This window comes from Actinopolyspora sp. BKK2, from assembly GCF_011291845.1.
In the GTDB taxonomy this organism is placed as follows: domain Bacteria; phylum Actinomycetota; class Actinomycetes; order Mycobacteriales; family Pseudonocardiaceae; genus Actinopolyspora; species Actinopolyspora saharensis.
In genome coordinates this window covers 112,942-126,715 of sequence record NZ_JAANTE010000005.1, presented here as the reverse complement: position 1 = coordinate 126,715, position 13,774 = coordinate 112,942, and the positions used below count along the sequence as shown (strand labels likewise).

Sequence of the window (13,774 nt, the reverse complement as noted above, 5' to 3'; positions counted from 1 at the left end):
TGGTCCTCCCGAAGACACACCACGAGCAGTGCGACACCGAGCTGATCGCACGCCTCCCTGCGCCGGCATTGTCCGGTTCAGGTTGGACGGTCGAGGACCCCGTGCCCTCCTCTCAGCCCAGCGCACTGGACTCCCGTGGCGGCGGGCAGTCTACTCGACCCGCTCGCGGGCCCGAGAGCCTGTCCGGGGTAGCCGGATCGGCGCTCACCACCCCACCGGTCGGCACCACCGCGAATCCAACCAGCACTCCCGACCAGGGAAGTCCGCTCCAACGCGAGCGCTTACGAGCCTGCGCAGCCCGACCGAACCGCGCGGAAGCACATCAGTCGTCGAGGTCGGACAGCAGGAGTTCGACCACCTCGTACGCGCACCCCCAGGACACCATGACCCCGCTGCCCCCGTGGCCGTAGTCGTGCACGATGCGGGCCCCCTGGTAGTGCTCGGTGTGCAGCCGCACCGCCTCGCTGCGCGGGCGCAGTCCCACCAGCTCCTCGCGAACCCGCACGTCGTGCAGCACGGGCTGGATGGCACCGCACCGCCGCAGGATCCCTTCCGTGACCTGCGGATCGGGGGTCCGGTCCCAGTCGTGCTCGACGGCGGTGCCGCCCAGCACGAGCCGCTTGCCGTGCGGCATGTAGCTCGTCCACTCCCCGACTTCGCTGAGCTCGACGAAGAACTCCTCGAGCCCGGGGTTGTCCACGACCACGTGCTGTCCGGCCACCGGGCGCACCCCGGGATCTCCGACCAGCTCGCGCGCCCCGACACCGGCGCAGTTGACCACCAGCGAGCTCTCCGCTGCCGCTTCGGACAGGCTCGGAACCGTGCTGAGCACCAGCTCCCCGCCCGCGTCCAGGAACCGATTGCCCAGATACTCCATGTAACGCGGCATGTCCACCAGCGGGAGGGTGGCCCGCAGTCCCACCGCGAACCCGGGCGGCAGCTCACCCGCCCCGCACGGCCGGACCCCGTCGAGCAGCCCCAGCGAACCCGGCGGGTTCTCGGGGAACCCCGTTCTGCCCGCCACGGTCCCCGGAGCCGAGTGCACCCCGGTTGCCGGATCGGTCGCGAGTTCGAGGAAGACGCCGTAGGTACGTTCCGCCCAGCGCCTGGCGCAGTCGGCAGGCCACAGCGAGGTCGGGCCCCACACCGCTCCGGCCACGGCCGAAGTCGTCTCGGAAGGGTGCTCGCTGGTTCTGACGCGGACCCGGTGCCCCGCCTCGGCGAGGATCGTCGCGGTGCTCAACCCCTGGACACCGGCACCGATGACCAGCACGGAACGTGAGCGATCATTCACCGGGAAAACGGTACCAACCCCGAACTGGGCGACGCACCCCTTTTGCCGCATTTCGCCGGAAAGGCGGAGAGCCACCGCGATCTCCCCGCGCTCCCCGACCGGGCCCTCAGTCCGGTGCCCGCCACGTCCCGCCGAGCTCGGGGGCCAGCCAGCAACGCGCCCGCTCACCGAAGCCCTCCCGGTCGTGGTCGGCGGCGTTCTCCTCGACCGCCCCCAGCAGCGGCACCCCGGTGAGCCGGGGCAGGTCCACGAGATTGCACCTCTCGGTCGTGCCCGGCTCGGCGGGCCAGCTGCCGAACACGGTGCCGGGACAGCGCAGCCCGCGCCGCAGCACCTCCCGGACGGTCAGCGCCGTGGAGTTCAGCGTGCCGAGACCTGGCGGGCACACCACGAGCACCGCCCCGCCCAGGAGCTCGGCCACGTCGAGCAGCGTGCCGCCCCGGTCGTCGTAGGGCACCAGCACCCCGCCCGCCCCCTCCACCAGGACCGTGCCGTAACCGGCGGGCAGCTCGGCGAGCTCACCGGCGATCAGTTCCGGGGTGACGGGGTGTTCACCGGCGAGGCGCGCTGCCGTCGCGGGGGCGAGCGGATCCGGGTACCGCGCCAGTTCGAGCACGTCCACGCCACCGGCCAGCCGCAGGACCTCGGCGCAGTCGCCCCCGCCCCGGGTTCCGGTCTGGGCCGGTTTGACCACGGCCACCGGCCCGCGGGCCAGCGCGGCCACCGCCGCCGTGACCACCGTCTTTCCCACGTCGGTTCCCGTTCCCGTGACGAACAGCGGAGTCGGCGCCATCGTTCACCCCACCCGCGCCGCGGCCACGGCCGCGTCCGTCACCCTGCCGAGGTCCGCGGCGTCGATCACGTACGGCGGCATCGTGTAGATCAGGTCCCGGAAGGGGCGCAGCCAGACACCTCGCTCGATCGCCGCCGCGCTCGCCGCTGCCACGTCCACCTCGTGGTCGAGCTGGATCACCCCGACGGCGCCGAGCACCCGGACGTCGCGCACCCCGGCCATTTCCCGGGCGGGTGCCAACCCGGCCTCCAGCCCGGCCGCTATCCCGCGGACCCTCGTCCTCCAGTCGTCCCGGAACAGCACCCGCAGCGAGGCGTTGGCCACGGCCGCGGCCAGCGGGTTGCCCATGAACGTCGGGCCGTGCGCGAGCACCGGCACCTCCCCGCCCGCGATCCCCTCGGCGACCCGCCGGCCGCACACGGTCGCGGCCATCGTCAGGTACCCGCCGGTGAGCGCCTTGCCCAGGCACATGACGTCCGGGGCCACGCCCGCGTGGTCCGCGGCGAACAGCTCGCCGGTGCGTCCGAAACCGGTGGCTATCTCGTCGTGGACGAGCAGCACCTCGTAGCGGTCGGCGAGCTCGCGCAGCCTGCGGAGGTACTCGGGCGCGTGGAAGCGCATCCCGCCCGCGCCCTGCACCACCGGTTCGACCACGATCGCGGCGAGCTCCTCCGCGTGGCTGCGCAGCAGCCGTTCGAAACGCCCCAGGTAGGCCTCATCCACCTCCGCGTCGAACCCCTCCGGAGGCGCCTCGGCGAAGACCTGCTCGTTCAGCAGCCCGCTCCAGAGGTGGTGCATGCCGCCTTCCGGGTCGCACACCGACATCGGGTGCCAGGTGTCACCGTGGTAGCCGCCGCGCCAGGTCAGCAGCCGCCGCTTGTCCGGACGCCCGAGTCCGCGCCAGTACTGCAGGCACATCTTGAGCGCGACCTCCACCGACACCGACCCCGAGTCGGCGAGGAAGACGTGGTCCAGCCCCGCGGGGGTTATCTCGGTCAGCGTCGCGGCCAGCCGTACCGCGCTCTCATTGGTGAGCCCGCCGAACATCACGTGGCTCATCCGGTCCACCTGCGCGTGGGCGGCCGCGTCCAGCTCGGGGTGCGCGTAACCGTGAACGGCCGCCCACCAGGACGACATCCCGTCGACGAGTTCCTCCACTCCGCGCACCGGCGCGGCCAAGCGCAGCCGAACCCCCGAGGCCGACTCGACCAGCAGCTGCGGACTCGCGGTGGGCGACGTGGTGTAGGGGTGCCAGACACGGGTTCGGTCCAGTTCGGTCAGTTCCTCCGCGCTCAGCGGAGCATCGAGCGACAGCACGCAGGCGACCCTGCCCGGTTCCGGGCGCCGCTTCCCATTCGTGCCACAGACAAAACCGGACCGCGCTGCTTGTTCGGTGCGAACACTGTCGGATACCGAACGAGTCCGAACAGTATGGACCCATGAAGTCGAGTGGTTCCGCGAACGGCAGTTCCGCGGGTGAGGCGGTTTTCGACTGGGTCGACCGGCACGCGCGGCACCGGCGGGACAACGGGCTGCGCAGAGTCGTCGAGCCGCGCGGTTCCGCGGAGGACGTGCTGGACCTGGCGAGCAACGACTACCTGGGCTTCGCCCGGCACCCCGCGGTCGCGGAGGCAGCCGCGGCGGCAGCGCATCGCTGGGGCACCGGTTCCACCGGTTCCAGGCTCGTCACCGGAACGACCGAGCTGCACACGACCCTGGAGGACGAACTGGCCTGGCTGTACGGCGCCGAGGCCGCCCTGGTGTTCTCCTCCGGCTACACCGCCAACCTGGCGCTGGTGACGACGCTGACCGGAGCGGACTCCACGATCGTCTCGGACGGCGGCAACCACGCCTCGCTGATCGACGGGTGCAGGCTGTCCAGGGCACGGGTGCAGGTGGTCCCCCACGCCGATCCGGGCGCGGTGCGCAACGCGCTGGAAGGAAGCAGCCCTCCCCACGTGGTGCTGAGCGAGTCGGTGTTCTCCGTGGACGGGGACACCGCCCCCCTCGACGAGCTGCTCGCCGCCTGCCGCGAGCACGGGGCAGCGCTGCTCGTCGACGACGCGCACGGCCTCGGCGTGCTCGGCGAGGGTGCCGGGGCGTTCACCGCTTTCGGCCTCGGAGGCGCCCCGGACGTTCTGGCAACCGCGACCCTGTCCAAGGCGCTGGGCGCGCAGGGCGGCGCGGTGCTCGGACCGCGCCGCGTGGTCGACCACATCGCGCAGGCCGCCCGCACCTTCGTGTTCGACACGGGGCTGGCTCCGCCCGCCGCCGCGGCCGCGCTCGCCGGGGTGCGCCTGCTGCGGGAGGACCCGCGGCGCGCGCGACGGGTCCAGGAGGTGGCCCACGGGCTGCACGCGGCGCTGACCGAGCGCGGCGTCCCCGCCGGCTCCCCCGGCGCCGCCGTGCTGGGCATCCCCGCCGGGTCACCGGACACCGCCGTCACCTGGGCACGCTCCTGCCTGGAGCGCGGGGTGCGGGTGGGGTGCTTCCGGCCTCCGTCCGTCCCGGACGGGGAGTCCCGGCTGCGGCTGACCGCGCGGGCCGACCTGGAGGAGAGGGACGTTCAACGAGTGGCGCGCGTCCTCACCGCGGGTGGTTGATTCTTCCCGGGGCGGTTTGCTCGACGAACCCTTCGGTGCCCGCGGCGCCGAAGGGTCCGCCCGACTCACGTGCCGGGTAACCAACCACCCGAGCCGCGCGAAGTCAGTGCCTCCGTCGTCCCATCAGGGCTTGCGTCCCACCGCCCCGACTATGCAGTTGGACACCTCGGGCTGCTTCCGCAACCGCGGCCCGTCGGGCCACCAGTCGCAGCACAGCACCAGGCCCGGTTCGATCAGCTCCAGCCCGGGGAACATGGTTTCGATCTGCCCCCGGGAGCGGAACAGGCCGGTGCCCATCGGGCTGTTGGTGAAGCTCTGCTCCATCCGCCTCGCGAGCCCGCTGTAGTAGCCGTCGTCCTCCGGGTCGTAGAAGTGGCTCAGCGCCACCAGCGATCCGGAGGGCAGCGCCTCCACGTACTCCCGCATCACCTCGCCGGGGTCGCGGTCGCCGACGTGGTGGTGCATCGTTCCGATCTGGAACAGCGCGATCGGCTCGGAGAAGTCCAGGTGCCTGTTCACCACCGGGTCCTCGAGCACCTGACGCGGCTCGAAGATGTCGGTCGCGCTGAAGTGCGTCTGCTCGTTCTCCTCCAGCAGCGCACGTCCGTGGGCAAGCACCACGGGGTCGTTGTCCACGTAGACCACCCGGGCCGCGGGGTTGAGGCGCTGGGCCACCTGGTGGGTGTTCTCCGCGGTGGGCAGTCCGGACCCGCAGTCGAGGAACTGGCTCACTCCGGTCTGGTTGGCGACGAAGCGGGTCACCCGGATGAGGAACTCGCGGTTGTCCCAGGCCAGGTCCGCCGCCTCCGGGGTGACGCGCTTGACGTCCTCGAAGACTCCTCTGTCCACTTCGTAGTTGTCCTTGCCCCCGAGGAAGGCGTCGTAGACCCTGGCGATACTCGCCTTGCTCGTGTCGATGTGGACCGGGGTGGCGCTCTCTACTAACGGGTTGACTTCGGTCATCGCAACCTCACGTGACTGCCGGCGAGTACTCCACAATAGGACACGTGGCGTAAAGGAACCATCGCGTGCGGTAAATGCAAGCACAGTGAAGTAACCTCGCGAAACCGTACGAAGGACTCGATTCGGAGCGGAGCAGCGGAACCGTTGGGCCTTTTCGGACGTCTCCGATCCGAGCACCCCCGACGGTCCTGGTCCACCGCGGACCGGTTCCCACACCGAGGAAACAGGAGCGGCGATGACCACTGTCGATCCCGGCGACCACCACGAGCCACCCGAAGAGCACCCGAAGCCGACCGCCAGGCGGATCGTGCTCGGCACGCAGCTGCGGCGCCTGCGGGAGGCGGCCGAGATCACCAGGGCCGAGGCAGCCGAGTCCATACGCGGCTCCGAGTCGAAGATAAGCCGCATCGAGCTGGCCAAGGTCAGCGTCAAGGAACGCGACGTCCTCGACCTGTTGAAGTGCTACGGGATCGACGAGCAGCACCGGGAGCCGTTCCTGGAGATGGCCCGCGAGTCCAACCAGCCCGGCTGGTGGAACCGCTACAGCGACCTGATGCCCGACTGGTTCCAGGACTTCGTGGGGCTGGAGGAGTCCGCCGCGCGGATCCAGACCTTCGAGCTCCAGTTCGTTCCCGGCCTGTTACAGGTCGAGGAGTACGCCAGGGCGGTAGCCAGCCGGGGCAGGCCGGAGTTGGCCGACGAGGACGTCCAGCGCAGGGTCGCGCTGCGCATGCAGCGGCAGAAGCTGCTCAACCGCCCCGACGCCCCTCGGCTCTGGGCCGTGATCGACGAGTCCGTGCTGCACCGCCCCATAGGCGGGACGAGGGTGATGCGCGCCCAGCTCGATCACCTGCTCGAGATGACCAAGCGTTCCACGATCACCCTGCAGGTCGTTCCGTACCGGCTCAGCGGTTACGCGGCCGAGGGGTCCTTCAGCATGCTGCGGTTCGCCGAGCCGGAGCTGCCGAACCTGGTCTACGTGGAGCACCTGGCCGGAGCGCTGCACCTGGACAAACCGGAGGAGATCGAGAAGTACGGCAGGGTTTTCGACCGCTTGACCGTGGACGCGGAGACCCCGGAGGCGTCCAGGCAACTGCTGCAGAAGGTGCGGGCGTGCATCGGTTGACCGCCACCGCCCGCGCGACGCGCGGTGAGGCGGTGACGCCACGGGGAACACGAAAAGTGAACATCCGGACAACGAGGAGCCACTATCTCCCACGATCGTGTGGTACTTGCAGCTGCACGTGCACATGCATTGCCAGCCGGAAAGCTCCCTTGGCAGAATCACCGTGCACGTGCACATGCACAAAACGCACAGGAGAAGTGACCCTATGAACGGACAGGCCCGCACCAGCACCTCGGCCACCCGGCTCACCGGAGCGCAGTGGCGCAGGAGCAGGCACAGCGGCGCGATCGGCAACTGCGTGGAGGTCGCCGCGCTGGACGGCAACGAGGTGGCGATGCGGAATTCGCGTGATCCGGAGGGTCCCGCCCTGATCTACACCCGCGCCGAGATCGCGGCCTTCGTCGCCGGAGCCAAGGACGGTGAGTTCGATGACTTCATCAGCTGACGCCGAAACGGAGTACGAGACCCGCCTGCTGCAGCTCATCGCACGCGGCTTCCAGTTCGTCCAGTCCACGGACTCCGACGGGGAACTGGAGTCCATAGTGGGCTTCCGCGGGCACGACAACGTCATCGACGTGGTCCGGCTGGAGTCCGAGGACCAGGTGTCGGCCACCAGGATGCCCTCCGCGGAGGAGAACATCTACGCGCCGAGCACGGTCCTGTGGCGCTCCAGCGGAACCGTCTACCGAGTGATCGACCAGCTGCTCGAACTTCCCGACGATCACACGCCCGGATCACTGCTCGTCACCACGAGCGGTACGGGCTCGTAACGGCTCCCGCAGTCGCACGCGCTGCCTCCCCGCACAACGGCACGGCGGATTTCCGGACCACGCCCCGCGAGGTAAGCCTTCCGGCCACAGCGGACACCGCCGGAAAGTCGCGAAGCCGCAGTCCAACAGCTACGTGGACGGCACCGCAGCGGGGCCTCTCGTGGTGCTCTCGCGATGGCTGCCCTGAAAGGACTGTCCCGAAAGGACCACCTGCCCCACCCCGCTGCCGGGTATCGTTTCCGTCGACGGATCCACCCGGCAGGGGGTCGCGGACTGTTCGAATCCGGAGCAAGCGGTTCCCCTCCGAACAGCCCGGATCAACGGACGGGCGCGCATCGCGACCGACGCACCGTTCTTCGAGCGCATGGAGGTCGGCGGACACCGCCCCGCACTCGCCCCGGTCGTCGAGACCGAGCAGATCTCCACCACTTCGCGAAGTCCTTCGTGCGGGCCGACCTGTGGAAGCCGGAGAGCTGGAACCCCGGTGCGGTGGACTCGCGACCGCGGATGGCCAAAACCCTGGAACCTCCGGACAGGAGCCTCGCGGAACTGAAACAATGCCACGGCGAGTCCTACGTCGCGAAGCTGTGCGGAGCAGGCTGCCCCCCGTCGGCACTCGCGGCCGGGACGGAACACGACCACCAAGCACGTGACAGGGGCGACGATGACCTCCACGTCCTCGGAGAGCTCGGGGCACGGACACCGCTCCGGCGGCGCCGGAAGCAACGCACGCCCCGGTGTCAGCTCATCCGTTCCGCCCTGGAACTCCACGTCCCCGCGGGACCGGGTCCTGCTCACCGTCGGGTTCATCGCGCCCTCCAGCACCGCGATGGTGCTCAACCTGACCGACCCCCCGCTCGGCGTTTCCGTGCCCTGCTTCCTCGCGGCCGTCGCACTCGGGTTCCTGACGTACCGCCGCGTGCCGAAGAAACCGCAGGAGGCGCAGCACTGGCGACTCACTCCGCGGCGCTGGCGCTTCGGCCCGGACGAGTGGCGCTTCGGCCCGAGGAGGTGGCGGCTCGGCCTGCCGAGCAGGGCCACGTTGCGGCCGCGATCCCCCGGCTCCGGGACTCCACCCCGTGGGCAGCGGTGACTCTTCGCCCCGCCCCGCCCGCAGCGCTCCGCGCGGATGCACCGATAATTCACCCGGACCAGGCCTCGAGTGAAAGCGAGCATCCCGGTGGCGCGTGACCAGGGGAGTTCCCGCCTCAACCCCTCGTTCTTCGGCAGCATCGATCCGTTCTGCTGGATCTTGGTGATTCCGCTGTTCCTCGTGGGCGTGGCCCTCGCGGTGGTGATATCAGTACCGCTGGGCGCCGGAATGGCCGTGCTGGCGCTGCTCGTGCTGCTGGTGGACGCCTGGATCAACTGGCGCTGGCACCGGACCTGGGGGCGCAAGCCGGTTCCGCAGGACTCCCGGCGGGGACGGCGCCGGTAACGCCGTCCCCGCGGTCGGCCCGGCCTCGATCGAGCGGCGCGGACGCTTGCCACCACCCCGCGCGAAGCTCCGCCACGGAATCTAAACGAGGAACTTCTCCGGGGTGAGGGGGAGCTCACGAACCCGAATCCCGGTGGCGTGCCGAGCCGCGTTGCCGATGGCCGCGGCCACCCCGACGATGCCGACCTCGCCGATCCCCTTGATCCCCATGGGGTTGACGTGCGGGTCGTGCTCGTCGAGCCAGCTAACCTCGACCGAACCCACATCGGCGTTGCCCGCTATGTGGTACCCGGCGAAGTCGTGGTTGACGACGTGGCCGAACCGCTCGTCGAGAACACCGTGCTCGTGCAGCGCCATGGACAGACCCATGGTCATCCCGCCGAGGAACTGCGAACGCGCGGTGCGCGCGTTGACGATGCGTCCCGCGGCGAAGACGCCCAGCATGCGCGGCACGCGGATCTCGCCGGTGTCGGCGTTCACCGCCACCTCGGCGAACTGCGCCCCGTAGGCGTTCATCGCGTACTCACCGGCGGACGGGTTGGCCGCGGCCTCGGCCGTGGTCTCGGCCCCCTCCGCCGGTTCCGCGCCGTGCTCGGAGCGGAACTCGCGCGCGGCCTGGACGATCGTCGAACCCCAGGAGGCCGTTCCCGAGGAACCGCCGGCAATGCTCGCCCGCGGCTGCGCGGTGCTGCCCAGGTGCAGCCGCACCGCCTCCACGGGAACTTCCAGCGCCTCGGCCGCGATCTGGCTCAGCGCCGTGCGGGAACCGGTGCCCAGGTCCGCTGCCCCGATCTCCACCCGGTAGTACCCGCCGGGCTCGTAGCCGATGGTCGCCTTCGACCCGGGGATGCTGAAGCTCGGGAAGGTGGCCGCGGCCACACCGGTTCCGAACAGCCAGCCGTTCTCCTCCCGGACGCCCGGTTCGGGATCGCGGTCGTTCCAGCCGAACATCTCGGCCCCCTGGCGCAGGCAGGACACCAGGTTGCGGCTGGAGAACGGCAGCCCCGACTCCGGAGCTCGTTCGGGTTCGTTGCGGACGCGGAACTCGATCGGGTCCATCCCGCAGGTCAGGGCCATCTCGTCCATGGCCGTCTCCAGCGCGTACATCCCCCCGGCCTCCCCGGGGGCGCGCATCCACGTGGGCACCGGCACGTCCAGCGCGGCCAGCTCGTTGGTGATGCGGCGGTTGGCCGAGGCGTACATGTTCCGCGCCGCGCTGGCGCTCTGCTCCGCGTACTCCTTGACCCGCGAGGTCTGCTCGAGCGCCGAGTGCTCGGTGGCGGTCAGCCTGCCCTCCGCGTCCGCCCCCAGCCGGATCCGCTGCCTGGTCGGCGGCCGGTAGCCCACGAGGGAGAACATCTGCCTGCGGGACAGCGCGCACTTGACCGGCCGTCCCTCGAGCTTCCGCGCGGCCAGCGCGGCCAGCATCACGTGCGCGTGGGGCATCCCCTTGGCCCCGAAACCACCGCCGACGTGGGGGGCGAAGACGTGCACCCGCTGCGGGTCCAGCCCCAGCGTCGGGGCGACCACGTCCCGCACGGTGTGCGAGCCCTGGTTCGAGTCGTGCAGGGTCAGTTCCGCGTCCCGCCACACCGCGACGGTGGCGTGCGGCTCCATCGGGTTGTTGTACTCCGCCGGGGTGGTGTACGTGGCGTCCAGCGTGTGCTCGGCAGCGGCCAGCGCCCCGTCCACATCGCCCTGATCGAGGTTCTCGCCGATCATCGGGCTGGAGCTGTCCGGGGTGTAGACGATCTCCTCGGCGGAGCGGAACACGGTGTCGTGCGGATGGCGCTCGTAGGTGACCTCGACGAGGCCCGCGGCGTGCGCCGCGATCTCCTGGGTGTCGGCGACCACGGCACCGATCACCTGCCCCCGGTAGCTGATCTCGGGGGACTGCAGGACGGCCAGCTCGACGTCGACCCCGGAGTTCAGCGACTCCGCGTTCTCGTGGGTCAGCACGGCGCGCACCCCGCTCAGGGCCTCGGCCGCTCCGGTGTCGATCCTGACGACCTTCCCTCGCGCGATGTCGGCCTGCAGCGGCTGCAGGTAGAGGGGGTCGTCCACGGGCTGTTCGAAGGCGTACCTGGCCGTGCCCGTGACCTTGGCCGGTCCGTCGAGACGTTCCAGCGGTTCTCCGAGCTTGCCGGGGTTCGACACGTCCGTCACGCTCCCTCCTGCCTGGTGAGCTCGCGCAGCACCGCGCTGAGGGTGTTGCGGGTCATGGGAATCTTGAACGCGTTGTCGCGCAGCGGCCGCGCCTCGGCCAGCTCGGCCTCGGCAGCGCTCCGGAAGGACTCCTCGGTCGCCGGGGCCCCGCGCAGCGCCTCCTCGGCCGCGGTGGCCCGCCACGGTTTGTGCGCCAACCCGCCGAGGGCGATGTCGGCGTTGTCGATCGTGCCCGCCGAGACCTCGACGACGGCGGCCACCGAGACCAGGGCGAACGCGTAGGAGGCGCGGTCCCTGACCTTGCGGTAGGCGGAGCGGGAGTTCTCCGCGGGGGCGGGCAGGTCGACGGCCGTGATCAGCTCGCCGTGCTCGAGCACGCTGTCGCGCTCCGGCTCGTCGCCCGGGAGCCGGTGCAGCTCGGTCACCGGGATGCGACGCTGCCCCTGCTGCCCCTGGACCACCACGGTGGCGTCGAGCGCGGCCAGGGCCACGGCCATGTCGGAGGGGTTGGTGGCCACGCAGTGCTCGGAGGCCCCGAGCACCGCGTGGTAGCGGTTCCAGCCCTCCAGGGCCGAGCAGCCGGTTCCGGGCTCGCGCTTGTTGCACGGCGTGCTCGTGTCCTGGAAGTAGGAGCAGCGGGTGCGCTGGAGCAGGTTTCCGCCGGTCGTGGCGAGGTTGCGCAGCTGCCCGGAGGCTCCTGCCAGCAGCGCCTGGGCCAGCACCGGGTAGCGCTGCCGGATCACGTGGGAGGCCGCGAGGTCGCTGTTGCGCACCGTGGCGCCGATGCGCACCCCGCCGTCGGGCAGCGTCTCGACGGAGTCGTAGGGCAGCCGGGTGACATCGACCAGCTTCCCCGGTTCGGTGATCCCCAATTTCATGTGGTCGACGAGGTTGGTCCCGCCGCCGATGTACCTTGCCTCTGGGTCGGCGCTGACGGTCGCGATCGCGCTGTCCGCGTCGTCGGCGCGTTGGTAGTCGAAGGGTTTCACTCCGCGGCCTCTCGGATGGCTGAGACGATGTTGGCGTAGGCACCGCAGCGGCAGAGGTTGCCGCTCATCCTTTCCCGGATCTCCTCGTCGTCCAGTTCGGGCGGTTCGTCGAGGTCCTCGGTCACGTGGCTGGGCCAGCCCGCCTTGACCTCGTCGAGCATCCCGACGGCCGAGCAGATCTGGCCCGGGGTGCAGTAGCCGCACTGGAAGCCGTCGTTGTCCAGGAAGGCCTGCTGCACCGGGTGCGGTTGGTCGTCCTCGGCCAGCCCTTCGGCCGTGACGACCTCGCTGTCGTCGTTGGCGACGGCGAAGGTCAGGCAGCTGGTGACCCTGCGGCCGTCGAGCAGCACTGTGCACGCGCCGCACTGGCCGTGGTCGCAGCCCTTCTTCGGCGAGATCACCTCCAGCCTCTCGCGCAGCGCGTCCAGCAAAGTGGTCCGGGTGTCCACGGTCAGCGTCCGCCGCTGTCCGTCCACCCGCAGCGTTATCTCCGCGTCCATCCGACGGGCGCCTCTTCTCGCATACTGGTGGTGCTGGATGACGATGCCCCGCAGGAGGGGCTTTTGATCATCCTACTTGGACCGGCGAGCACGGAACCAGGATTCCGCGTGCGGAAACGAGCACCGCAGGACTCGTTTTACCCCGATCGGAGGCATCTCTGCGCGCGCATCGGTGGAACGGACGAAGGGGCGGAACGCTTCCCGCCCCCACGTCCCACCGGGAACGGACCCGCTTCGTGCGGGTCAGTTCCCGTTCTCGTGCTCGACCGGTATCCAGAGCTCGCAGCTCATCTCGGTTCCGTCCGCGGAGAGCTCGGTGCGCAGGATCTCCGGCCCGGCAACGCTGCGGTAGGGATTGGACGGGAACCACTCGGTGAACACGTCCCGCCAGAGGTACTGCGCGGCTTCCGGGGCCTTGCCGCTGGTGGGAAACACGGCCCACTTGCCCGCGGGAACGAGTCGCTCGGCCAAGTCCTCCGCGGCGGAGGAGCCGGAGACCACCCCGTGCAGGTAGTCCACGCTGCTGCCTTCCGAGCGGGAGGAGTCCAGCGGCTCCACGGCCGAGACGATGCCGCGCGGTTCCTGGTCCGAGAGCGCTTCCAGGCGCTTCAGCTCCGCGGACCCGATCGACGAGACGAAGTCGGCCATGGCGCTGTTGTGCCCTTCGTGGACGATCGGGACCTCGGTGCGGTGGCCGATCAGCCGGAAGGCGTCCTTTTCCACGATCCGGTGTTCCATCGGGGTGCTCCCTTCGACGGTCAGGTGGAACGTCATCCGCGGTTGGGATCGAAGGGCGGCACCGTGACGCCTCGCCTCGGACGGCCCGACGCCGTGCACGGAGCGGAACGCCCGCGCGAACGCCTCGTTGGACCCGTAGCCGTGCTCGACGGCGATGTCGAGCAGGGACCGCTCGCCGGAGAGCACCGCTCCCGCCGCAAGGGTCATCCTGCGCCTGCGCACGTACTCCGACAGCGGGATCCCCGCCAGGGCGGAGAACATCCTCCGGAAGTGGTGCTCCGAGGTGCGCGCGATCCGGGCCGGCTCCCGAACGTCGACCTCCTCGGTGAGGTGACGCTCGATGTGTTCCATGGCCTCGTTGAGGTGTTCGAGCACGGTGGCCTCCCTTCCCGAC

The 13,774-nt window shown here is 70.5% G+C and carries 14 protein-coding genes and 1 riboswitch; of the genes, 6 read left to right on the top strand and 8 right to left on the bottom strand.

Going from position 1 to position 13,774, the window contains the following annotated elements; translation table 11 throughout:
- Window positions 1-37 precede the first annotated feature (37 nt).
- A riboswitch (TPP riboswitch) is annotated at window positions 38-147 on the bottom strand.
- A 175-nt stretch (window positions 148-322) separates the two neighbouring features.
- From G9Q41_RS12705 to G9Q41_RS12695, 3 genes are all read right to left on the bottom strand, one after another.
- Window positions 323-1,294: an FAD-dependent oxidoreductase gene (locus tag G9Q41_RS12705; RefSeq protein ID WP_347567582.1), complete on the bottom strand. Its 972-nt coding sequence runs from the start codon at window positions 1,292-1,294 to the stop codon at window positions 323-325.
- Window positions 1,295-1,400: 106 nt separating this feature from the next.
- On the bottom strand, window positions 1,401-2,087 hold the full coding sequence (gene bioD, locus G9Q41_RS12700; protein ID WP_165633361.1) for a dethiobiotin synthase: 687 nt from the start codon (window positions 2,085-2,087) through the stop codon (window positions 1,401-1,403).
- A gap of 3 nt (window positions 2,088-2,090) precedes the next feature.
- Window positions 2,091-3,404, bottom strand: a complete 1,314-nt coding sequence (locus G9Q41_RS12695; RefSeq protein WP_165633360.1) for an adenosylmethionine--8-amino-7-oxononanoate transaminase — start codon at window positions 3,402-3,404, stop codon at window positions 2,091-2,093.
- Window positions 3,405-3,526: 122 nt separating this feature from the next.
- On the opposite strand from G9Q41_RS12695, the gene G9Q41_RS12690 reads away from it, so the two are divergent.
- A complete protein-coding gene (locus tag G9Q41_RS12690) occupies window positions 3,527-4,690 on the top strand; it encodes an 8-amino-7-oxononanoate synthase (RefSeq protein ID WP_165633359.1) in 1,164 nt (387 codons plus the stop codon).
- 123 nt (window positions 4,691-4,813) lie between these two features.
- Here the strand turns inward: G9Q41_RS12690 and G9Q41_RS12685 are convergent, their stop codons facing one another.
- Window positions 4,814-5,653: an SAM-dependent methyltransferase gene (locus tag G9Q41_RS12685; RefSeq protein ID WP_165633358.1), complete on the bottom strand. Its 840-nt coding sequence runs from the start codon at window positions 5,651-5,653 to the stop codon at window positions 4,814-4,816.
- A 235-nt stretch (window positions 5,654-5,888) separates the two neighbouring features.
- On the opposite strand from G9Q41_RS12685, the gene G9Q41_RS12680 reads away from it, so the two are divergent.
- The 5 genes from G9Q41_RS12680 (at window position 5,889) to G9Q41_RS12660 (ending at window position 8,987) form a co-directional block, all read left to right on the top strand.
- The gene (locus tag G9Q41_RS12680) at window positions 5,889-6,779 is read left to right on the top strand and encodes a helix-turn-helix transcriptional regulator (RefSeq protein ID WP_092526740.1); all 891 of its coding nucleotides are present in this window, start codon (window positions 5,889-5,891) and stop codon (window positions 6,777-6,779) included.
- 205 nt (window positions 6,780-6,984) lie between these two features.
- Window positions 6,985-7,224, top strand: a complete 240-nt coding sequence (locus tag G9Q41_RS12675) for a DUF397 domain-containing protein (protein WP_165633357.1) — start codon at window positions 6,985-6,987, stop codon at window positions 7,222-7,224.
- Window positions 7,208-7,549, top strand: a complete 342-nt coding sequence (locus tag G9Q41_RS12670) for a hypothetical protein (RefSeq protein WP_165633356.1) — start codon at window positions 7,208-7,210, stop codon at window positions 7,547-7,549. The genes G9Q41_RS12675 and G9Q41_RS12670 overlap by 17 nt, the downstream gene beginning before the upstream one ends.
- 664 nt (window positions 7,550-8,213) lie before the next feature.
- Complete coding sequence (locus G9Q41_RS12665; RefSeq protein WP_165633355.1) at window positions 8,214-8,642, top strand: hypothetical protein; 429 nt, start codon at window positions 8,214-8,216, stop codon at window positions 8,640-8,642.
- Window positions 8,643-8,711: 69 nt separating this feature from the next.
- On the top strand, window positions 8,712-8,987 hold the full coding sequence (locus tag G9Q41_RS12660; protein WP_242687407.1) for a hypothetical protein: 276 nt from the start codon (window positions 8,712-8,714) through the stop codon (window positions 8,985-8,987).
- Between the two features lie 81 nt (window positions 8,988-9,068).
- Here the strand turns inward: G9Q41_RS12660 and G9Q41_RS12655 are convergent, their stop codons facing one another.
- From G9Q41_RS12655 to G9Q41_RS12640, 4 genes are all read right to left on the bottom strand, one after another.
- A complete protein-coding gene (locus tag G9Q41_RS12655) occupies window positions 9,069-11,153 on the bottom strand; it encodes a xanthine dehydrogenase family protein molybdopterin-binding subunit (protein ID WP_165633354.1) in 2,085 nt (694 codons plus the stop codon).
- Entirely contained in the window at window positions 11,150-12,142 is a 993-nt protein-coding gene (locus G9Q41_RS12650; protein WP_165633353.1) for a xanthine dehydrogenase family protein subunit M, read from the bottom strand. Before G9Q41_RS12650 ends, G9Q41_RS12655 begins: the two co-directional genes overlap by 4 nt.
- Entirely contained in the window at window positions 12,139-12,642 is a 504-nt protein-coding gene (locus G9Q41_RS12645) for a 2Fe-2S iron-sulfur cluster-binding protein (protein ID WP_165633352.1), read from the bottom strand. The genes G9Q41_RS12650 and G9Q41_RS12645 overlap by 4 nt, the downstream gene beginning before the upstream one ends.
- Window positions 12,643-12,885: 243 nt before the next feature.
- A complete protein-coding gene (locus G9Q41_RS12640; RefSeq protein ID WP_165633351.1) occupies window positions 12,886-13,755 on the bottom strand; it encodes an AraC family transcriptional regulator in 870 nt (289 codons plus the stop codon).
- Between the last annotated feature and the right edge of the window lie 19 nt (window positions 13,756-13,774).